A 21,198-nucleotide genomic window follows, 5' to 3' on the forward strand; every position below is an offset into this window, starting at 1 on the left:
ACGCGAGCATCTGTGGCCAAGTTTTTAAGGGCGCATGGTGGATGCCTTGGCACCAGGAACCGATGAAGGACGTGGGAGGCCGCGATAGGCCCCGGGGAGCTGTCAACCGAGCTGTGATCCGGGGGTGTCCGAATGGGGAAACCCGGCAGTCGTCATGGGCTGTCACCCGCTGCTGAATGTATAGGCGGTGTGGAGGGAACGCGGGGAAGTGAAACATCTCAGTACCCGCAGGAAGAGAAAACAATTGTGATTCCGGGAGTAGTGGCGAGCGAAACTGGATGAGGCTAAACCGTTTGTGTGTGATACCCGGCAGGGGTTGCGCAGGCGGGGTTGTGGGAGTTTACGTGACTGGTCTGCCGGCTGGTCGGCGAGTGAGAAACCGTGCATGTAGACGAAGGGCATGCGAAAGGCCCGGCGTAGAGGGTAAGACCCCCGTAGTCGAAATGTGTGCGGCTCGTTGTGAACCACCCAAGTAGCACGGGGCCCGAGAAATCCCGTGTGAATCTGGCGGGACCACCCGCTAAGCCTAAATATTCCCTGGTGACCGATAGCGGATAGTACCGTGAGGGAATGGTGAAAAGTACCGCGGGAGCGGAGTGAAAGAGTACCTGAAACCGTGTGCCTACAAGCCGTGGGAGCGTCGCACGCAGCAACTTGTTGCTGTGTGTCGTGACTGCGTGCCTTTTGAAGAATGAGCCTGCGAGTTAGCGGTGTGTAGCGAGGTTAACCCGTGTGGGGTAGCCGTAGCGAAAGCGAGTCCTAGCTGGGCGAGTGAGTTGCACGCTCTAGACCCGAAGCGGGGTGATCTAGCCATGGGCAGGGTGAAGCGGCTGTAAGAGGTCGTGGAGGCCCGAACCCACCAGGGTTGAAAACCTGGGGGATGACCTGTGGTTAGGGGTGAAAGGCCAATCAAACTCCGTGATAGCTGGTTCTCCCCGAAATGCATTTAGGTGCAGCGTCGTGTGTTGCTTGCCGGAGGTAGAGCTACTGGATAGGCGATGGGCCTTACCGGGTTACTGACCTTAGCCAAACTCCGAATGCCGGTAAGTTGAGCGCGGCAGTGAGACTGCGGGGGATAAGCTCCGTGGTCGAGAGGGAAACAGCCCAGAGCATCGACTAAGGCCCCTAAGCGTATGCTAAGTGGGAAAGGATGTGGAGTCGCAGAGACAACCAGGAGGTTGGCTTAGAAGCAGCCATCCTTGAAAGAGTGCGTAATAGCTCACTGGTCAAGTGATTCCGCGCCGACAATGTAGCGGGGCTCAAGCGTACCGCCGAAGTCGTGTCACTTACGCAATAGTCCTAACGGATGTGTGAGTGGGTAGGGGAGCGTCGTGTGCCGGGTGAAGCCGCACTGGAAGGTAGTGGTGGACGGTTCGCGAGTGAGAATGCAGGCATGAGTAGCGATACACACGTGGGAAACGTGTGCGCCGATTGACTAAGGGTTCCTGGGTCAAGTTGATCTGCCCAGGGTAAGTCGGGGCCTAAGGCGAGGCCGACAGGCGTAGTCGATGGATAACCGGTTGATATTCCGGTACCCGCTGTGAAGCGCCAAACATCGAATCAGGTGATGCTAAGCCCGTGAAGCCCCCTGTCTGATCCTTCGGGTGAGGATGGGTGTGGTGGAGCCGGTGATCCGAGCTTGTAGTAGGTGAGTGATGGGGTGACGCAGGAAGGTAGTCCAGCCCGGGCGGTGGTTGTCCCGGGGTAAGGGTGTGGCCCGTTGTGCAGGTAAATCCGCGCAACATGAGGGTGAGACCTGATGCCGAGCCGATTGTGGTGAAGTGGATGATCCTATGCTGTCGAGAAAAGCCTCTAGCGATGTTTCATGGCGGCCCGTACCCTAAACCGACTCAGGTGGTCAGGTAGAGTATACCGAGGCGTTCGGGTGAACTATGGTTAAGGAACTCGGCAAAATGCCCCCGTAACTTCGGGAGAAGGGGGGCCGCTTCCGGTGATCCGTTTTACACGGGGAGCTGGGGGTGGCCGCAGAGACCAGCGAGAAGCGACTGTTTACTAAAAACACAGGTCCGTGCGAAGCTGTAAGGCGATGTATACGGACTGACGCCTGCCCGGTGCTGGAACGTTAAGGGGACCGGTTAGTCACTCTTCGGGGTGGCGAAGCTGAGAACTTAAGCGCCAGTAAACGGCGGTGGTAACTATAACCATCCTAAGGTAGCGAAATTCCTTGTCGGGTAAGTTCCGACCTGCACGAATGGCGTAACGACTTCTCGACTGTCTCAACCATAGGCCCGGTGAAATTGCATTACGAGTAAAGATGCTCGTTTCGCGCAGCAGGACGGAAAGACCCCGGGACCTTTACTATAGCTTGATATTGGTGTTCGGTTCGGCTTGTGTAGGATAGGTGGGAGACTGTGAAGCGGCCACGCCAGTGGTTGTGGAGTCGTCGTTGAAATACCACTCTGGTCGTGTTGGATGTCTAACCTGGGTCCGTGATCCGGATCGGGGACAGTGTCTGGTGGGTAGTTTAACTGGGGCGGTTGCCTCCTAAAGGGTAACGGAGGCGCCCAAAGGTTCCCTCAGCCTGGTTGGTCATCAGGTGGTGAGTGTAAGTGCACAAGGGAGCTTGACTGCGAGACTGACGGGTCGAGCAGGTGCGAAAGCAGGGACTAGTGATCCGGCGGTGGCTTGTGGGAGCGCCGTCGCTCAACGGATAAAAGGTACCCCGGGGATAACAGGCTGATCTTCCCCAAGAGTCCATATCGACGGGATGGTTTGGCACCTCGATGTCGGCTCGTCGCATCCTGGGGCTGGAGTCGGTCCCAAGGGTTGGGCTGTTCGCCCATTAAAGCGGCACGCGAGCTGGGTTTAGAACGTCGTGAGACAGTTCGGTCCCTATCCGCTGCGCGCGTAGGAGTCTTGAGAAGGGCTGTCCCTAGTACGAGAGGACCGGGACGGACGGACCTCTGGTGTGCCAGTTGTTCTGCCAAGGGCATGGCTGGTTGGCTACGTTCGGGAGGGATAACCGCTGAAAGCATCTAAGCGGGAAGCCTGCTTCGAGATGAGGACTCCCACCCCCATGAGGGGTTAAGGCCCCCTGTAGACGACGGGGTTGATAGGCCGGATCTGGAAGCCCTGTGAGGGGTGGAGGTGACCGGTACTAATAGGCCGAGGGCTTGTCCATAGCTGCTTGCGTCCACTGTGCGGGTTCTGAAACAACAACCCCGCCCACGCAACCTGTACCGGTCTGGTACGGGGTGTGGGGGATAGTTTCATAGTGTTTCGGTGGTCATAGCGTTGGGGAAACGCCCGGTCTCATTCCGAACCCGGAAGCTAAGCCCGACCGCGCCGATGGTACTGCATGGGGGACCGTGTGGGAGAGTAGGTCACCGCCGAACAATTCTTCATGAGAGCCGTCCCGAACGCTTCGGGGCGGCTTTCGTGCGTTACGGTGGCCGATATGAGCGGCCGCGCGCACCTGATGTGGGACCAGGCAGTCACCGCGTACGACTTCGGTCCTGAACACCCCATGGATCCCGTTCGGTTGGCGCTGACCATGCGCCTCGTCGAGGAACTGGGGATCGACAAGGCCGTCGACGTCGTTGCCGCGCCCGCGGCCGGCGAGTCGACGTTGCGGCTCGTGCACCGGCAGGACTACATCGACGCCGTACGGCGGGCCTCCGAGGCGCCGGCGGAAGCGGATCCCTCCTACGGGCTCGGGACCGTCGACGATCCCGCGTTCGTGGGGATGCACGAGGCGTCGGCGTTGATCGCCGGGCAGTCCGTGGCGGCGGCGGAGTCCGTGTGGGACGGGCGGGCGGTGCACGCCGTGAACTTCGCCGGGGGGCTTCATCATGCGATGCCCGGTGCCGCTTCGGGGTTCTGCGTCTACAACGACGCGGCGCTGGCCATCGCGCGGCTGCTGGAGTTGGGCGTAGAGCGGGTGGCGTACGTGGATGTGGACGTGCATCACGGCGACGGCGTACAGGCGGCCTTCTGGGATGACCCGCGCGTGCTGACCATCTCCGTCCACGAGCACCCCAGCACGCTCTTCCCCCAGACCGGCTGGCCGGAGGAGACCGGTGGGTCCGGGGCCGAGGGCCAGGCGGTGAACGTCGCGCTGCCGGCCGGGACCGGCGACGCGGGGTGGCTGCGGGCGTTCCACGCCGTCGTGCCGGAGCTGCTGGCGTCGTGGGGGCCCCAGGTGCTCGTGTCGCAGCACGGGGCCGACACGCACGCCGAGGATCCCCTGGCGCATCTCGCCGTCAGCCTGGACGCGCAGCGTGCGGTGATGGAGACGTGTCACGCCCTGGCGCACGAGCACGCGGACGGGCGCTGGCTGGCGCTCGGCGGGGGCGGGTACGCGGTCGTGGACGTCGTTCCGCGCTCCTGGGCGCATCTCTGCGCCATCTCCGCCGGCCACCCCGTTCTTCCGGCCACGGAGGTCCCCGAGAGCTGGCGGGCCGAGGCGCTGCGGCGGACCGGGCAGCAGGCCCCGTACCGGATGACCGACGGGCGTGACGCCTCCTGGGCGGACTGGGACGCGGGGTACGACCCGGGCTCGCCGCTGGATCGTGCGGTGCGTGCCGCGCGGCGGACGGCGTTCCCGGCGCACGGGCTGCTGCCCTGAAGGAGCCGGCCCCGCCGCGGCTTTCTTGTGGGCGAAATATTCGGGAAGCCGCCCGTTCCGCCCGTAAGGGCGGCCAGAGTGGGTCGGGTGTTGACCGACGCACCCTTGTTGCGTAGGCATCTGCTGGCGACGGGGATCGCCGGGCCGGTGGCGACGAGCCGCGACAAGAGCCTCCGCAGATATCAGCAGTTCGCGGCCCGCGACCCGCGGGTGCTGCTCGGACTGGAACCGGAACGGGATTGGTCGGTGGCCGAGTTGCTGCGGCTGATGGCGGAACGCTGCGGTACGAGCGGGGATCCGGGCCGGATCTCGGGCACCGAGGTCATCGATCCGGACCGTACGATCGACGCCCTGCACGCCTTCGCGGAGCGGCTGCGCGACGCCGCGCACGACTGCGAGGCGGTTCTCTTCGGGACCGGGCATCCCGACCGCCTCCTCGGCTTCTACGCCCCCTTGGCTGCGGGGCTCTCGGCGGCTGGGTGCGTTGTTCTCACCCCCGGTGAGGGCAGAGATGTCGACATAACGACCCGATTCGGCGTACGCACATACCGGCTCAACTACCCCGACTCCGTTGCCGTTCTGGGCGACCCGGACCCCTCCACCGGGCCCGCGACCAGGGGGGTCCATACTCACTCTCCGCTTCCCCTGCGTGCGGCACTCGGTGCCGCGGCGGCCGCGGGCGGGCCGCTGCCCGGGCTGGTGGTGGGGGACCACGGATGGGCCTGCGGGGCTGGTCAGTTGGGCATCGAGGCCATCGGTCTGGCGGACGCGGACGACCCGGCACCCTTCGTCGCCCAGGTGGAGGGCCGGGTGCCCGTCGTGGTGCCACTTGATGACTCTGTGCAACCGGACAGCTACGGGCCGGTGGCCGACTATGTGCTCAAACACGCCCGTCTGTCACTGTAGCCATGCGATCGCTACTCCTCTTCCCCACTTGCATCACCCGCCCCTAATCTGGGGAGGAGCGCGCATGCGAGGAGGAGGCACCGGAGGGGAAGCCGGTGTCCGTCATGTGCGGAAGGTTCAGGTGTGTCATGGCTGCAAGCGATAAGCCTCTCAACGAGGTTGTGTTCCTGACCGTGGCTGAAGTAGCCGCGGTGATGCGAGTGTCCAAGATGACCGTGTACCGGTTGGTGCACAGCGGCCATCTGCCGGCGATCCGGGTGGGGAGGTCCTTCCGGGTGCCGGAGCAGGCGGTGCACGAATACCTCCGCGAGTCGTATGTGGGGGTGGAGTCTGCCTGACGGGTCCGAGAGGTTGCGCACCCTCGATTACGTCAATCCAGTTCGCCCGGGTAGGCTTGGGCCCCTGTAAGACGTGTGGGCCCTTGCCCGCCCACCCCGACGGAGAGAAGTGAGCGAGGGTACCCGTGGGCTCTGTGATCAAGAAGCGGCGTAAGCGGATGGCGAAGAAGAAGCACCGCAAGCTGCTGAAGCGCACGCGAGTGCAGCGCCGCAACAAGAAGTAGCGGTAGCCCGCACCCGTTCCGCCGTCCATCCGCCTTTCCCGGCGGGTGGGCGGCGGTTGTGCGTGGTGGCGCGTTGTCCTGCGTATACGGTGGGGCGATCGCGCGTACGGGCAGGCAAGGAGAGGAAGGCGAAGGCCAGTGGGCAGAACCGTGCTCGTCACCGGCGTCGCCCGCCCCCTCGTCGGGCGCCTGGTCCGCCGGCTCATGCGGGACCCGGACGTCGACCGCGTCGTCGGCGTCGACGCCAGGGCGCCCGAGCACCAGCTCGGCGGCGCCGACTTCGTACCGGCGGACATCCGCCACCCCGTGCTCGCCCGGATCCTCGTCGAGCACCGCGTCGACACCGTGATGCACATGGACGTCACCGGCACCCCGCTCACCCGCGGCGGCCGGGGGGCGGTCAAGGAGAACAACGTCATCGGGTCCATGCACCTGCTCGGCGCCTGCCAGCAGGCGCCGCGCGTGCGGCGGCTCGTCGTCAAGTCCACCACCAGCGTCTACGGCTCCGCGCCCCGCGACCCCGCCGTGTTCACCGAGAGCACGCCGCCCAAGGCGCTGCCCAGCGGCGGCTTCGCCAAGGACGCGGTGGAGGTCGAGGGGTACGTGCGCGGCTTCGCACGGCGCCGCCCGGACGTCGCCGTGTGCGTGCTGCGGTTCGCCAACATCCTCGGCCCGCGCGTGGACACACCGCTCGCCGAGTATCTGGCGCTGCCCGCCCTGCCCACGGTCCTCGGCTACGATCCGCGGCTGCAGTTCGTGCACGAGGACGACGTCATCGAGGTGCTGCTGCTCGCGGCCGGCGAGCCGCGCCGCGGCACGATCAACAGCGGCACGTTCAACATCGCCGGCGAAGGCGTGCTGCTGCTCTCGCAGGCCGCCCGCCGGCTCGGCCGTCCCACCGTCCCGGTGCCGCTGCCCGCCGTGACGTGGGTCGGCTCGGCGCTGCGGTCCGCGGGCATGACGGACTTCTCGCCGGAGCAGATCCGGCTGCTGACCCACGGGCGGGTCGTGGAGACGACGCAGATGCGTGAACTGCTGGGCTTCACGCCGGAGTACTCGACGGCGGAGGCGTTCGCCGACTTCGCCGCCGGGCGCGCGGCGGGGCTGCTGCCGCCGCGTGAGGTGCGGCGGGCCGTCGACGCGATCGGCGGGCTGCTGGGGCTGCCGGGGGCGCGGACCCCGGCGCAGGGGGACGGAGTTGCGAAGGAGTCGGTGCCCGATGGCTGACGCGAAGGTCATTCCGTTCGACGACGACCGCTCCCGCGGCGGAGGCGGCAAGTCCCGGCGCCGGTCAGGCGCCGGCCGGCCGCGGCGCGCGGACGGCGGCGCTGCTGCGGGCGCGGAGGCGGCGCTCTCCGCGCTGCCCGGCGGGCAGGGGCCCGCGGACGACGAGGGCGCGGACCGTACGGACGCGGCGGGGGACCCGGCAGGGCAGGCGGGCGCCGCCTCTGCGGACCGTACGGCACCGCCGGGCACCGAGGCCGCGGACGCGGTCGCCGAGGCGCTGCAGAGCGCCCTCATGAGCGCGCTGCCGCGGCTCCTGGGCGGCGGCTGGGAGCGCAGGGCCGCCGACGCGCTGGGCTTCCTGCGGCGGCGGCTGACGGGCGACTACGAGGTCGACGAGTTCGGCTTCGACGCGGAGCTGACCGACCAGGTGCTCGTGCCGCTCTTCCGGCCGCTCTTCGAGAAGTACTTCCGGGTGACCGTCAAGGGAGTCGAGAACATCCCCGACACCGGCGGCGCGCTCGTCGTCGCCAACCACTCCGGAGTCGTGCCCTGGGACGGGCTGATGGCCCAGGTCGCCGTCCGCGACCACCACCCCGCCGACCGCCATCTGCGGCTGCTCGCGGCCGATTTGGTGTTCGTGCTGCCGTTCTTCAACCAGCTCGCCCGCAAGGGCGGGCACACGCTGGCCTGCGCCGACGACGCGGCGCGGCTGCTGGCGCGGGGCGAGGTCGTCGGCGTGATGCCGGAGGGGTTCAAGGGGATCGGCAAGCCGTTCGCCGACCGCTACAAGCTGCAGCGCTTCGGCCGCGGCGGCTTCGTCTCGACGGCGCTGCGGGCGGGGGCGCCGATCGTGCCGTGCTCGATCGTCGGGGCGGAGGAGATCTATCCGATGCTCGGCAACGCCAAGACGGTGGCGCGGCTGCTGGGGTTGCCGTACTTCCCGCTGACGCCGACGTTCCCGTGGCTGGGGCCGCTCGGGGCCGTACCGCTGCCGACGAAGTGGACGATCGAGTTCGGCGAGCCGATCCCCACGGACGGCTATCCGCCGGAGGCGGCGGACGACCCCATGCTGATGTTCAACCTCACCGACCAGGTGCGCGAGACGATCCAGCACACGCTGTACAAGCTGCTCGTCGAGCGGCGGTCGGTCTTCTTCTGACCCGTCACCGCTGCTCCGCCCGCTTCCCGCGCGTCCCTATTCCTCCTCGCCGATGTCGAGGCCCAGGTCGGGCAGCGGCAGCAGCGGCGGGAGGGTGATCTCGGGCTTCTTCCCGGGCGGCTGCTCGGTGGGCGAGGTGCTGCTGCCGCCGGTCTCCTGGCCGCCAGTCTCGTCCTTGTCGGGCAGCACGCCGCCGATCAGGCCGTCCTCGCCGACCAGCCCGTCCTCCTCGGTGGTGCTGGGCTTCGGCTCGCCGTCCTCGCCGACCTCGCCGTCGGCGGTGGCCGTGGACGACGGGGCGGGCTCGGCCTCGTCGGTGTCGGTGTGGCCGCCGCCGGTGCTCGCGGTGCCCGGCGCGCTGCCGCTGGGGGAGGTGTCGTCCTCGGGACCGGGCAGCAGCGACGACAGCGGGGCGACGTCCTGCTTTATGGCGTCGAAGACCGAGCTGACCTCGTCGCCCAGGTCGCCCAGCTCGACGGGAAGCCGCTCGCGCAACTGCTGCCAACCGCGCTCGTTCTTCTGCGAGAAGGCGGAGAGGGTCTGCATGGGGCCGAGCGAGCCGTCCTCGTCGTACGCGCCGCGCAGCAGCTTGCGGCCTTCGCCGGCATCGTGTCGTACGTTGTCGAGGGCTTCGCGGACCTCGCCCATCGACTCCGCGTCGAGGTCGCCGGCGCGGCCGCGCTCCATCAGGCGCCGTGCCTCGTTCAGCCGCGTGCTGGCCTGGTCGAGGTAGATCCGGCCGCGCTCGGTGTCGCCGTCGGCCATGCCGCGGCGCAGGTCCTCCATGCCGCGCTTGAGGCCGTAGAGGGTGTCGCCCGGGAGGGCGTCGGAGCTGACCGCGGCGGCGGCGCTGAACGCGCCGGCGGCGACGCCGACGCCGGCGCTGCCGATGGCCACGCCGCGGGAGAGGCGGGAGTGCGGGCGCAGCCGGGACAGCGGTCCCGCCGCGCGGTGGGCGCCGCGCTTGCGGGGCGCGGGGATCAGCGGGGCTTCGGTGCTCTCCGCGGTGTCCGTGTCCTCGGCGAGCATCGCCTCCATGGCGGCGATGAGCTGAGTCCGCTGGACGGTCTTGACCTCGGGGTCGAGGGTGGGACCCGGCACCGAGGCGAGCCGGCCCGCCAGGCCCAGCAGCCGTGCTTGCTCGGGATCTGCCGCAAGCGCTTCCGCCTGCTGCGCCCGAGACTCCTCATCAAGGGCCTGGGCGAAGGCGTTCGCCCGCCGGTGTGCCGATACGGATCCGATCACGGGCGGCACCTCCTGTCGACTCGGGGTCTCTGTGTGGGACTCCCTATCCCGCCCGCATAGTTGTACTCCTTGACCCATTTCACCCGAAGGGGTGAGCCGGGGTGGACAACTCGCGACCGAAGAAGCCCTGCTATCCGCTCAACGACGGGCAGGGCAGTCGGGTTACGCGGTGGCGTTGATACTACTTCGGTGGGCGCGGACGCCCCGGGTATCGGAAGAGTCAAGGGAGATCGCTTCCCGTCAGCGGGCGTCGTCCGGCAGCAGCCGGGCCAGGGTGCGCACCGCCCGGTACTGCAGGGTCTTGATCGCGCCTTCGTTCTTGCCCATCACCTTGGCGGTCTCGGCCACCGACAGCCCCTGGAGGAAGCGGAGCGTCACGCACTCCTGCTGCTGCGGGTTGAGCTTGCGGACGGTCTCCAGCAGCGCGGTGTTGGAGAGCGACTCCAGCACGGAGTCCTCGGGGCTGCGCTCGGTCTCGCTGGGGTCGAGCATCTCGCCGGTGGTGACCTCCAGCCGGAACCGGCTGGACTTGAAGTGGTCCGCCACGAGGTTGCGCGCGATCGTCACCAGCCAGGCGCCGAAGTCGCGGCCCTGCCAGGTGAACGTGCCGATCCGGCGCAGCGCGCGCAGGAAGGTTTCCGAGGTGAGGTCCTCGGCCGTCGCCCGGCCGCCGACGCGGTAGTAGATGTAGCGGTAGACGGTGTCGGCGTACTGGTCGTAGAGCCGGCCGAACGCCTCGGTCTCGCCGGACTGGGCGCGCTCGACCAGGTCCATCATCCGGCGGCTGTCGCCGGTCGAGGGCTGCGGCTGCCTGGTCTGCCTGCCGCTGCGCTCGCGGGTCCCCGCGCCGCCGGCCTGCCGGCGTCTGCTGCCGACGGCGGCGCTGCCGTCGGTGAGGGCGTAGGCGGGGGCCGCGACCGGGCCGGCGGCGGGACTCGCGGCGGGGCCGGCGACGGCCAGGGCGGGCGAGAAGAGGCGCAGTTGCTCGATCACCTGCGCGCGCAGCGTAGCCAGGCCTGAGGCGTCAACCCCGACGGATGAGTACACGGGACTCCCAGAGGCAGTGCTTCCATCACGTTCAGTGCGGGACCGTTGACCGGCGTAGGTATGCGCGGGCACCGGATTGCGTCTGAGGAGAATAACGCTTCGTGTCGGGTGCGCTACCTCCAGTTGCTCAAATCACCGTTTCCGTCCGATCTGTAGCCTATTGGCGACTCCTCAAGTATCAGCCGCCGGATTGAGTTTGATCGGTAAGTGACACGAACTGCCTGGTTCATGGGCGTGTTGTGTGTTTCCCGGAGGAATCGGTCACGGGTACGCTGCCGGTACCCCGTTGACCGCGGGGCCGGGGACGCCGGCCGGGGCGTGGACAAGTGCGCCCGGTTCAGCGTCGGCGGCGCTGCAGGGCGGCCGCCGCGGCCGCGCCGCCGGCCACCGCGCCGACGCCCGCCGCGGCCGGGATGCCGACCTTCGCCGCCTTGCGGCCCGTACGGTAGTCGCGCAGCCGCCATCCGTGTTCGCGCGCGTGCTTCCGCAGCCGCGCATCGGGGTTGATCGCGTACGGATGGCCGACGAGGGAGAGCATCGGGATGTCGTTGGCCGAATCGCTGTACGCGGCGCAGCGCGACAACTCCAGCGTCTCGGCCGCGGCCAGGGCCCGTACCGCCTCGGCCTTGGCGGGGCCGTGCAGCACCTCGCCGACGAGCCGCCCGGTGTAGACGCCGCCGACGGACTCCGCGACCGTGCCCAGCGCGCCGGTCAGGCCGAGCCGGCGGGCGATGATCGTCGCGGTCTCGACGGGGGCGGCGGTGACGAGCCACACCTTCTGGCCGGCGTCGAGGTGCGCCTGCGCCAGCGCGCGGGTGCCGGGCCAGATGCGCTCGGCCATGTACTCGTCGTAGATCTCCTCGCCCATCTCCATGAGATCGGCGACGCGATGGCCCTGCACGATGGAGAGCGCGCTGGACTGCGCGTCCTCCATGTGTCCCGAGTGCTCGGCGCCGGCGAGGCGGAAGTACGCCTGCTGCCAGGCGAACCGGGCGAGATCGCGGGTGCGGAAGAACTTGCGCTTGTAGAGCCCGCGGCCGAAGTGGTAGAGCGCGGCGCCCTGCATGATCGTGTTGTCGAGGTCGAAGAAGGCCGCCGCGTGCACGTCGCCGTGGACGGGGAAGTCCGGTTCCTCGTCCTCCTTCGCCGCCTTCGCCCCGCCGCCCGCCGTGACGTCCTCCGCGCGCGCGGCTTCCGCGTGCTCCAGCTCCTGTGACGTCTTGCGCGCCGCCTCGGCCGCGGCCTCGCCGGCCGCGACGCTGCGCGCGGTCGCGCGGCGTCTGCGGCTGAGCCATCCGAATGCGGCCATGCCGATGAGCATAACGGTGCGAGGCGGGCCAACCGGTGTCGAGGGGCTGGGCCTCCGCGGACGCGCGCGTGAACTCCCGGGTGATTCCTGCCCGCCTCTGTACGCCCCTTGCCCGGCTTCTTTCGTTGTGTGCCTGCTCTCTGTCCTGTTCTGCTCGCTTACGGGCGGCTCCGGATGCCCGTGCGGGACGGCACAATCGATGACATGAGCCTGTTGCGACGTAAGAGCGCCGCCTCCGCGCCCGCCCCCGCCGACCGGACCGTGACCCTCATCGGCAAGCCCGGCTGCCACCTGTGCGACGAGGCGCGCGAGGTGGTCGTCTCCGTCTGCGCGGAGCTGGGCGCCGGCTGGGAGGAGCGGGACATCACACGGGACGAGGAGCTGTACCGGCGCTACTGGGAGCAGATCCCGGTGGTCCTCGTGGACGGTGAGCAGCACGACTTCTGGCGGGTCGACCCGGAGAGGCTGCGGCGGGCGCTGCGGTCATGACCCGCGGGGTGACGCCCGTCACTTTGCCCGGACAAAGCGGACACCATCTTTGTGCACGCGTTCACAAAGGCATAGCCTTCTCTCATCAGTGCGGTTTCGCCCCGGCGGGCCGTACGCGGCACCGCGCTAGCGTCAGGAGCACTGTGGCAACTGGCCGAACTCACCGAACGGCGACCCGTAGCCGAGGGATCCCCGAGGCCACCGTCGCCCGGCTCCCGCTCTATCTGCGGGCCCTCACGGCGCTCTCGGAGCGCTCCGTGCCCACGGTCTCCTCCGAGGAACTGGCCGCCGCCGCCGGCGTCAACTCGGCGAAGCTGCGCAAGGACTTCTCGTACCTCGGCTCCTACGGCACCCGCGGCGTCGGCTACGACGTCGAGTACCTCGTCTACCAGATCTCACGCGAGCTCGGCCTCACCCAGGACTGGCCCGTGGTCATCGTCGGTATCGGTAACCTCGGCGCCGCCCTCGCCGGCTACGGAGGCTTCGCCTCCCGCGGCTTCCGCGTCGCCGGGCTCATCGACGCCGACCGGGCCATGACCGGCAAGCAGGTCGCGGGCCTGACCGTGCGGCACACCGACGAACTGGAGCCGCTCATCAAGGAGAGCGGCGTCTCCATCGGCGTCATCGCCACCCCCGCGGGCGCCGCGCAGGCCGTCTGCAACCGGCTGGTGGAGGCGGGCGTCACCTCGATCCTCAACTTCGCGCCGACCGTGCTGAACGTCCCCGAGGGCGTCGACGTGCGCAAGGTCGACCTCTCGATAGAGCTGCAGATCCTCGCCTTCCACGAGCAGCGCAAGGCCGGCGAGGAGGCCGAGCTGCGCGAGGCCGAGGCGGCCGCCGCGGCGGCCCGCGGCGGCACGCCGGAGGCGGCCGCGGCGGCGGGCCCCACCGCCGCCGCGAAGAAGCGCACCGGGCAGGGGCCCGACGGGGACGTGCCCGCCGTGATGCCCGCATGAGTGTCCTCGTCGTCGGCCTCAGCCACCGCAGCGCGCCCGTGAGCGTGCTGGAGCGGGCCTCGCTCGCGCCCGACGCGCGCGCGAAGCTCCTCGCGGACGCGGTGGCGGCGGCTCCGGTCACGGAGGCCGCGGTGCTGGCCACGTGCAACCGGATCGAGCTGTACGCCGCGGTGGACAAGTTCCACGCGGGCGTCGCCGAGCTGTCGACGCTGCTGGCGCAGCACGCGGGCGCGAGCCTGGAGGAGCTGACGCCGCACCTCTACGTGCACTACGAGGACCGCGCCGTGCACCACCTCTTCACGGTCGGCTGCGGGCTGGACTCCATGGTCGTCGGCGAGGGGCAGATCCTCGGCCAGATCAAGGAGTCGCTGGCGCTCGGGCAGCGGCTGCACACCGCGGGCCGGACGCTGAACGACCTCTTCCAGCAGGCGCTGCGGGTCGGCAAGCGGGCGCACAGCGAGACGGGGATCGACAAGGCGGGGCAGTCGCTGGTCTCGTTCGGGCTCGCGCAGCTCGCGGCCGGCGCCCCGGTGGCCGAGTGGGTGGCGGGACGCCGCGCGCTGGTGATCGGCGCGGGCTCGATGTCGTCGCTGGCGGCGACGGTGCTGGCGCGGGCCGGGGCGGCGGAGCTGGTGATCGCCAACCGCACGTACGAGCGCGCGGAGCGCCTGGCGGCGAGCCTGAACGCGGGATCCGCGGTCGCGGGCGGCTGGAGCACGGGGTCGCCTGCGGCGGGCGCGGCAGGTCCGATTCCGTCGCAGCCCGGGCCCGCAGGGTCTGGGCCGGCGGCCCGTGCGGTGCGGGTCGAGGAGATCGCGGACGAGCTGGTGACGGCGGACGTGGTCGTCTCCTGTACGGGCGCGACGGGCCTGGTGCTCACGGCCGACGAGGTGCGCGACGCGCTGCGCCGCCGGGACGGTGACACCCCCCTCGCTCTGCTTGACCTGGCCATGCCGCGTGATATCGATCACGCGCTGCACGAGACGCCCGGGGTGCGGTTCGTCGACATCGAGGCCCTCGCCGGGGCCAGCGCCGACGCGCCCATGGCCGCCGATGTGGACCAGGTACGGGCCATCGTCGCCGGCGAGGTCGACGACTTCGGCGCCGCGCAGCGCGCCGCCAGCATCACGCCCACCGTGGTCGCGCTGCGGACCATGGCCCAGGACGTCGTCGCGGGCGAGATCGCCCGTTTGGAGGGTAGGCTGCCCGGGCTCGACGAACGTCAGCGGGCCGAGGTGGCGCAGACCGTGCGCCGCGTCGTGGACAAGCTGCTGCACGCGCCGACCGTACGGGTCAAGGAGCTGGCCGCCACCCCCGGCGGAGCGGGGTACGCGGACGCCCTGCGGGAGCTCTTCGACCTCGACCCGGCCACCGTCGACGCCGTCAGCCGCGCGGACTCCGGCCGCGCGGCGGCCAGCGCACGCAGTGAACGGGAGCCGTCATGACCGCAGCCAAGCCGACGCAGGCGAAGGGGGCCGGGGCGCAGGAAGCCCCGCGCTTCCAGCGCCCGTTGCGCCTCGGCACGCGGCGGAGCAAGCTCGCGCTCGCGCAGTCCGAGCAGGTTGCCGAATCGGTACGCCGTCTCACCGGGCGCCCCGTCGAGCTGGTCGAGATCACCACGTACGGGGACGTGTCCCGGCAGCACCTGTCCGAGATCGGCGGCCAGGGCGTCTTCGTCGCCGCCCTGCGCGAGGCCGTGGTGCACGGCGAGGTGGACCTCGCGGTGCACTCGCTGAAGGACCTGCCGACCACGCAGCCCGAGGAGCTGGTCATCGCCGCCGTGCCGCCCCGCGAGGACCCGCGGGACGTGCTCGTCGCCCGCGACGGCCTCGGCTTCGAGGACCTGCTCGCCGCCGGCGCCCGGCCCCGTATCGGCACCGGCTCCGCGCGCCGCGCCTGCCAGTTGCACGCCTGGGCCCGCTCCCTCGGCGGCGCGATAGAGACCGTCCCGGTCCGCGGGAACGTCGACACCCGCATCGGGTACGTACAGAAGGGCGAGCTCGACGCCGTCGCGCTCGCCGCCGCGGGGCTCAGCCGCCTCGGCCGGCTGGCCGAGGTCACCGAGCTGATCCCCCTCGACGCAGTCTTGCCCGCCCCCGGCCAGGGGGCCCTGGCGGTCGAGTGCGCCTCGTCGAGCGCGCACCTCGCCGCCCAGCTCGCGGAGCTCGACGACCCGCAGACGCGGGTCGCCGTCACCGCCGAGCGGACGCTGCTCGCCGCCCTGGAGGCCGGCTGCAGCGCGCCCGTGGGCGCGCTCGCCGACCTGCACGCGGAGGGTCCCTCCGGGGCCGCACTGGGCACAGCGTCCACTGTCACCGAGATGCGCCTGCGCGGCGTCGTCGGCACCCCCGACGGCTCCGCTCTGGTGCAGATGTCCGCCACCGGCCCCGTGCCGGCGTCGTACGACGACGCCGTGGCGCTCGGACGCGAGCTCGCAGAAGAGATGCTCGCCAAGGGCGCGGCCGGTCTGATGGGGGAGCGACTTTGAGCCCCACGCCTTCGACCCGTAAGGCCAGCGCGTCGGCGCGTACCGCAGCGACCGGCGCGGCCCGGCCGCCCGGTCCCGCCGCCCGCGGGCACGTCACGTTCCTGGGCGCAGGACCCGGGGACCCCGGACTGCTGACGCTGCGCGCCGTGGAAGCGCTGTCCGCGGCAGACGTCCTGATCGCCGACCCCAAGGTCCTCGCCGTCGTACGCGCCCACGCGCGCGTCGGCGCGGTCATGCCGCACACGTCGTCGGCGGCCGCGCCCGCGGCGCATACGTCGGCGGCCGCGGGGGACGACGAACCGCCAACGGCCGCTGACGCAGGCCATCTTGTCATGGAGGCCGCGCGCGCCGGCAGGCGGGTCGTGCATGCCGTGGCGGGCGATCCGGGCCTCGACGGCGGTGCCGCGCAGGCGATGCGCGCGTGCGCCGCCGAGGGCATCTCCTTCGAGGTGGTGCCCGGGGTCGCGACCGCCGTCGGCGTGCCCGCGTACGCCGGCGTACCGCTGCACGACCCGCAGGGTACGGACGTGCGCGTCGTGGACGCGGCGACCGCCTCGGAGCAGATCTGGGGCGAGGCGGGCGCCAGCGACTGCACGCTGGTGGTGCAGACGTCCCTGGAGGCCACCGCGGCGACGGCGCGCGAGTTGGTCGCCGCGGGCCGCAAGCCGGACACCCCGATGACGGTCACGCTCGCGGGCACGACGACGCGGCAGCGGACGTTCAGCGCCACGCTCGGCAGCGTCGCGCAGGTGCTGAAGTCCGCGAAGGTGCTGCCGTCGCCGGACGCCGGACAGGCGGTCATAGCGGTCGTCGGCGAGCAGAGCGCACCGGCCCGCCGCGAGCAGTTGGCCTGGTTCGAGTCCAAGCCGCTCTTCGGCTGGCACGTGCTCGTGCCGCGGACGAAGGAGCAGGCGGCGTCGCTCTCCGAGCAACTGCGCTCGTACGGTGCCGTGCCGCACGAGGTGCCGACCATCGCCGTCGAGCCGCCGCGCACCCCGCAGCAGATGGAGCGGGCGGTCAAGGGCCTGGTCACCGGGCGGTACGAGTGGATCGCCTTCACGTCCGTCAACGCCGTCAAGGCGGTGCGGGAGAAGTTCGAGGAGTACGGTCTTGACGCCCGCGCGTTCGCCGGGATCAAGGTCGCCGCGGTCGGCGAGCAGACGGCGGCGGCGCTGGTGGAGTTCGGCGTACGGCCCGACCTGCAGCCCAGCGGCGAGCAGTCGTCGCACGGGCTGCTGGAGGACTGGCCGCCGTACGACCCGGTCTTCGACCCGATCGACCGGGTCTTCCTGCCGCGGGCCGACATCGCCACCGAGACGCTGGTGGCGGGGCTGAAGGACCTCGGCTGGGAGGTCGACGACATCACCGCGTACCGCACGGTGCGCGCGTCGCCGCCGCCGGCCGAGACCCGCGAGGCGATCAAGGGCGGCGGGTTCGACGCCGTGCTCTTCACCTCGTCCTCGACGGTGCGGAACCTCGTCGGCATCGCGGGCAAGCCGCACAACGTCACGGTCATCGCCTGTATCGGCCCGGCCACGGCGAAGACGGCGGAGGAGCACGGGCTGCGCGTCGACGTCATGGCGCCGGAGCCGTCGGTGCACCGGCTGGCCGAGGCGCTGGCGGAGTTCGGCGCGCGCCGCCGGGCGGCGGCGGTCGAGGCCGGGGAGCACGTCACCCGGCCCAGCGAGCGCAGGCCGCGGCGGCGGGCGCGGACGACGACCACGAGCTGACGGGGGCCCGGCGGGGATGTCACCGCGGGGGCGTACGGTGGAAGCCACCCGGCCCCCCGCGGCCCGGTGGGGGGCGCGTGCGCATGTGCCCTCCTTCGCCGGGCCGGTCAGCGGCCGCCCCGGAGCACCACGGAGGTAAGCACACGTGTCCGGCACCGACGCCCCGCACCCCGGCCCTGTCACCGTTCCCGTCGTCCGCCCGCGGCGGCTGCGCACCACGCCCGCGATGCGGCGCATGGTCGCCGAGACCCGGCTGCACCCGGCGGAGCTGATCCTGCCCGCCTTCGTACGCGAAGGCATCGACGAGCCGGCGCCGATCGCGTCCATGCCGGGCGTCGTGCAGCACACCCGCGACTCCCTGAAGAAGGCCGCCGCCGAGGCCGTCGCCGAGGGCGTCGGCGGGATCATGCTCTTCGGCGTCCCCGAGGAGCACAAGAAGGACGCGGTCGGCTCGGCCGGCACGGACCCGGACGGCATCCTCCAGGTCGCGCTCCGCGACGTGCGGGCCGAGGTCGGGGACGACCTGGTGATCATGTCCGACGTGTGCCTGGACGAGACCACCGACCACGGGCACTGCGGGGTGCTGGACGCCGCGGGCCGGGTCGACAACGACGCGACGCTCGTGCGGTACGCGGAGATGGCCGTCGTGCAGGCGGACGCCGGGGCGCACGTGCTGGGGCCGAGCGGCATGATGGACGGCCAGGTCGCGGTCATCCGCGAGGCCCTGGACCGGGCGGGCCACCAGGACGCGGGGATCCTCGCGTACGCCGTGAAGTACTCCTCCGCCTTCTTCGGGCCCTTCCGCGAGGCGATCAACTCCTCGCTGCGGGGCGACCGGAAGACCTACCAGCAGGACCCGCCGAACGCCCGCGAGGCGCTGCGGGAGCTCTCCCTCGACCTCGCGGAGGGCGCCGACATGGTGATGGTCAAGCCGGCCGGTCCGTACCTGGACGTGCTGCGCCGGGTCGCCGACGAGTCGGACGTGCCGGTGGCGGCGTACCAGATCTCGGGTGAGTACGCGATGGTCGAGGCGGCGGCGGAGCGCGGCTGGGTGGACCGGGACGCGGCGATGATGGAGACGCTGACGGGGATCAGGCGGGCCGGGGCGCAGATGATCCTCACGTACTGGGCGATGGACGCGGCCCGGAAGCTGCGCGGCTGACGCGCGGGGGCCGGGCGGCGCGCCGCCCCGGCCCCCTTACGCGACGCCTGCCAGCAGCCCCGCCAGCCGGGCGCGGGCCAGCACGGCGATGGTGAACGCGTCGGTGATCCGCCCCGTGCGCACCAGGTCCTCCGCCTCCGCCGGGGCCACGCTGAACACGCGGCGGACCCCCTCCCCCCGGGCGGGCTCGCCGTAGCCGTCGATGTGCACCGCGTACAGCTCCGTGTGCCCGCCCACGAGACCGGTGTCCGGGTGCAGCCGCCCCAGCGGGACGATCCCCCGGGCCGTCGCGCCGATCTCCTCCGCGACCTCCTTGGCCGCGTTCTCGGGGGCGCTCAGCCCCGGGGTGCCGAAGCCGCGCGGCACCTCCACGTGCCGGTCGCGGGTGGCGTGGCGGTAGTGCTCCAGGAGCACCACTTCGGCGCCGCCGCCGAGCAGCGGCAGCGCCACGACGCCGGGGGCGCCGGCCGCGTCGAGCAGCCGGATGTACGTGCCGCGCCTGCCGTCGGGGAAGCGGACGGGATCGCGCACGATCGTCACGTACGGGTCGTGGTAGACCACCCCGACCGGAACCCCGTCCACCGCCGTCACGCCGTCGAGGATCTCGATCCCGCCCGGCTCGTTCAGGAAGAGCCCGGGGTGGTCGCGGCGCAGCTTCCGGTAGTGCTCCAGCGGACCGTGTTCGGCCGTCATCCGTCCTCCGCTCGTTCGGCAGGGTCCTAGGGTGCGGTCACCTGCTGGTCGGCCTCGCTCGCCGCCGTGTCGGCGCGGGCGGGGCGGGTCTCCTGGCCGTAGGCGCGGAGGATCGTCTCCCAGTCCTTGCGGAGGCTGCGCAGGCGCAGCGCGGGCAGGGTGATGCTGTGGCCGAGGCCGCCCCGGGACGCGCGGGCCTCCTTGAACACCAGGCGCATCACCAGCGGTCCCGCGACCACGCTGACCGCGTCGAGCGAGCCGCTGAGTAAGGAGGCTTCGCCCGCCAGCACCCGCAGGACGATGCCCGGCGACTCGAGGATCAGCATGACGCCCATCTCGCGCCGGAAGGCTCCGGGCCCCCGGCTGATCTTCCGTGCCCGGCGCAGCATCCGCGCGTGGAGCCGGGCGATCCGCGCGGTGGCGGCGGCGAAGTCGTGGGGCGAGGGCACCAGGTCCGGGGTGAAGCCGGAGTTGACGAAGCCGCTGAGCGCGTCGATGTACGCACGCCACTCCTCCTCCTGGCGCAGCGCGACGATCTCGGCGAGGGAGAGGCTGCCGTACGAGCCGGGTCCGTCGACCGCCCGGTGTAACGCGTCGGCGAAGACGCCGCGCAGCAGCCGGCCGAGCGCCTCGGGGTCGGCGACCGGGTCGGCGGCCGCGGCGGTCAGTTCCTGGAGGGCGCTGCGGGGCGGGGACTGCGGCGGGGTGGCGGCGACGATGTCGGCGGCGACCGGCACGCCGATGTTGTAGAGCAGGTCGACGAGTTGCTTGGCGGTGAGGATGTGGTCGCCGTCGCGCAGCAGCCGCTCGTGCGGCCGGGTGCCGGGGCGGGTGAAGAAGTTCTCGTAGACCGCGTTGCGGGTGATGGCCGTGTCGGGATCCTGCTCGACGGACCAGCGGGCGATGTCGGTGAGGATGCCGCGGCGCATCGCGTCCGCCTGCTCGACCGGGATGCCGAGGTCCTCGGCGAGCAGCACCGGGTCGAGCCGGTTGAGGGTGATGACGTTGCGGCCGAAGTAGTCGCCCACCCGCCCCGTCGCCACACGGTTCGCGTCGTCGTCCCAGGAGAGCCGGACGCATGCCGGTTCCGCCTCCTCCTCCAGCAGCCGCTGCCAGCTCCGGTGGATCCGGTCGTCGATGCTGAACCGGTGCACGCGCTCGCGGTCGAGGTGGGCGGGGCGCTCCGCGGGGTCGCGCTCGCCGAGCAGGAAGGGGACGAGGCTGCCGTCGTTGAGGAGGCGGGCGAACGCGCGGCGCTCGTCCGCGGCGGCGCCGGCGGCGAAGTTCTCGTACAGGGCGGGGTTGTTGAGGAAGTAGGCGCGGTTGGCGACCAGCGTGCCGCTGTTGACCAGGGCCCGGCGGAGTTCCGCGGAGGCCGCGGCGAGATGGGCGTCGTCCGGGCCCGCGCCGGCGGTCGCCGCCTGCCGGGACGCCGCGGCGGAGGGCGGCAGCCACTGGTTGTCCAGCGCCTGGGCCATGACCGGGTACCGGTCGCGGAGATCCTGGAACTCCCACTGTCTCGTCGCCATTTGCCCACCCCGCCGGTCGCCGTCCATGGTCCCGCGCGGTCATCCTGCCGCATCGCGGGACGGGCGGCACCCGGATCCGGGAGGGGCGTGCGCCGTGTACGGGGACGG

At 70.8% G+C, this 21,198-nt stretch carries 17 protein-coding genes and 2 rRNA genes; 14 read left to right on the plus strand and 5 right to left on the minus strand.

Annotated elements, in window-relative coordinates:
- The first annotated feature begins 14 nt into the window (after window positions 1–14).
- From DMB38_RS21030 to DMB38_RS21065, 8 genes are all read left to right on the plus strand, one after another.
- Window positions 15–3,142: ribosomal RNA gene (locus DMB38_RS21030) — 23S ribosomal RNA — on the plus strand.
- Window positions 3,143–3,239: 97 nt separating this feature from the next.
- Window positions 3,240–3,356: ribosomal RNA gene (gene rrf / locus DMB38_RS21035) — 5S ribosomal RNA — on the plus strand.
- Between the two features lie 62 nt (window positions 3,357–3,418).
- On the plus strand, window positions 3,419–4,588 hold the full coding sequence (locus tag DMB38_RS21040) for an acetoin utilization protein AcuC (protein ID WP_125936497.1): 1,170 nt from the start codon (window positions 3,419–3,421) through the stop codon (window positions 4,586–4,588).
- A gap of 87 nt (window positions 4,589–4,675) precedes the next feature.
- Window positions 4,676–5,494 (plus strand): phosphatase, encoded by an 819-nt coding sequence (locus DMB38_RS21045; RefSeq protein WP_125936498.1) that lies wholly within the window; start codon window positions 4,676–4,678, stop codon window positions 5,492–5,494.
- Between the two features lie 128 nt (window positions 5,495–5,622).
- Window positions 5,623–5,832 (plus strand): helix-turn-helix domain-containing protein, encoded by a 210-nt coding sequence (locus tag DMB38_RS21050; protein ID WP_158691643.1) that lies wholly within the window; start codon window positions 5,623–5,625, stop codon window positions 5,830–5,832.
- A 125-nt stretch (window positions 5,833–5,957) separates the two neighbouring features.
- The gene (locus DMB38_RS21055; protein ID WP_003948845.1) at window positions 5,958–6,056 is read left to right on the plus strand and encodes an AURKAIP1/COX24 domain-containing protein; all 99 of its coding nucleotides are present in this window, start codon (window positions 5,958–5,960) and stop codon (window positions 6,054–6,056) included.
- Window positions 6,057–6,194: 138 nt separating this feature from the next.
- A complete protein-coding gene (locus tag DMB38_RS21060) occupies window positions 6,195–7,283 on the plus strand; it encodes an NAD-dependent epimerase/dehydratase family protein (protein ID WP_125936499.1) in 1,089 nt (362 codons plus the stop codon).
- Window positions 7,276–8,442 (plus strand): lysophospholipid acyltransferase family protein, encoded by a 1,167-nt coding sequence (locus DMB38_RS21065; protein ID WP_125936500.1) that lies wholly within the window; start codon window positions 7,276–7,278, stop codon window positions 8,440–8,442. Before DMB38_RS21060 ends, DMB38_RS21065 begins: the two co-directional genes overlap by 8 nt.
- A gap of 36 nt (window positions 8,443–8,478) precedes the next feature.
- Here DMB38_RS21065 and DMB38_RS21070 read toward each other — a convergent pair whose 3' ends face one another.
- From DMB38_RS21070 to DMB38_RS21080, 3 genes are all read right to left on the minus strand, one after another.
- Window positions 8,479–9,696 (minus strand): DUF5667 domain-containing protein, encoded by a 1,218-nt coding sequence (locus tag DMB38_RS21070; protein ID WP_125936501.1) that lies wholly within the window; start codon window positions 9,694–9,696, stop codon window positions 8,479–8,481.
- A 231-nt stretch (window positions 9,697–9,927) separates the two neighbouring features.
- Window positions 9,928–10,734: an ECF subfamily RNA polymerase sigma factor, BldN family gene (locus tag DMB38_RS21075; protein ID WP_125936502.1), complete on the minus strand. Its 807-nt coding sequence runs from the start codon at window positions 10,732–10,734 to the stop codon at window positions 9,928–9,930.
- A 337-nt stretch (window positions 10,735–11,071) separates the two neighbouring features.
- Window positions 11,072–12,043: an HAD-IB family hydrolase gene (locus DMB38_RS21080; RefSeq protein ID WP_125936503.1), complete on the minus strand. Its 972-nt coding sequence runs from the start codon at window positions 12,041–12,043 to the stop codon at window positions 11,072–11,074.
- A 204-nt stretch (window positions 12,044–12,247) separates the two neighbouring features.
- Here DMB38_RS21080 and DMB38_RS21085 point away from each other — a divergent pair, with 204 nt between their 5' ends.
- The 6 genes from DMB38_RS21085 to hemB all read left to right on the plus strand — a co-directional run bounded on the left by DMB38_RS21085 (window position 12,248) and on the right by hemB (window position 18,868).
- On the plus strand, window positions 12,248–12,532 hold the full coding sequence (locus tag DMB38_RS21085) for a glutaredoxin family protein (protein WP_125936504.1): 285 nt from the start codon (window positions 12,248–12,250) through the stop codon (window positions 12,530–12,532).
- A 143-nt stretch (window positions 12,533–12,675) separates the two neighbouring features.
- Entirely contained in the window at window positions 12,676–13,488 is an 813-nt protein-coding gene (locus DMB38_RS21090) for a redox-sensing transcriptional repressor Rex (protein WP_125936505.1), read from the plus strand.
- On the plus strand, window positions 13,485–14,933 hold the full coding sequence (locus DMB38_RS21095) for a glutamyl-tRNA reductase (RefSeq protein WP_125936506.1): 1,449 nt from the start codon (window positions 13,485–13,487) through the stop codon (window positions 14,931–14,933). Before DMB38_RS21090 ends, DMB38_RS21095 begins: the two co-directional genes overlap by 4 nt.
- Window positions 14,930–15,976: a hydroxymethylbilane synthase gene (gene hemC, locus DMB38_RS21100; RefSeq protein WP_125936507.1), complete on the plus strand. Its 1,047-nt coding sequence runs from the start codon at window positions 14,930–14,932 to the stop codon at window positions 15,974–15,976. Before DMB38_RS21095 ends, hemC begins: the two co-directional genes overlap by 4 nt.
- 101 nt (window positions 15,977–16,077) lie before the next feature.
- Window positions 16,078–17,706 carry a uroporphyrinogen-III synthase gene (locus tag DMB38_RS21105; protein ID WP_125939169.1) on the plus strand — a complete coding sequence of 543 codons (1,629 nt, stop codon included), beginning with the start codon at window positions 16,078–16,080 and terminating at the stop codon, window positions 17,704–17,706.
- 145 nt (window positions 17,707–17,851) lie between these two features.
- The gene (gene hemB, locus DMB38_RS21110) at window positions 17,852–18,868 is read left to right on the plus strand and encodes a porphobilinogen synthase (protein ID WP_125936508.1); all 1,017 of its coding nucleotides are present in this window, start codon (window positions 17,852–17,854) and stop codon (window positions 18,866–18,868) included.
- Between the two features lie 36 nt (window positions 18,869–18,904).
- Here hemB and DMB38_RS21115 read toward each other — a convergent pair whose 3' ends face one another.
- Window positions 18,905–19,561, minus strand: coding sequence for an NUDIX hydrolase (locus DMB38_RS21115; protein WP_125936509.1), 657 nt, complete (start codon window positions 19,559–19,561; stop codon window positions 18,905–18,907).
- 26 nt (window positions 19,562–19,587) lie between these two features.
- Window positions 19,588–21,090, minus strand: coding sequence for a hypothetical protein (locus DMB38_RS36215; RefSeq protein ID WP_164716067.1), 1,503 nt, complete (start codon window positions 21,088–21,090; stop codon window positions 19,588–19,590).
- Window positions 21,091–21,198: the final 108 nt, after the last annotated feature.

The sequence above is a fragment of the Streptomyces sp. WAC 06738 genome, assembly GCF_003945505.1.
In the GTDB taxonomy this organism is placed as follows: Bacteria; Actinomycetota; Actinomycetes; order Streptomycetales; family Streptomycetaceae; genus Streptomyces.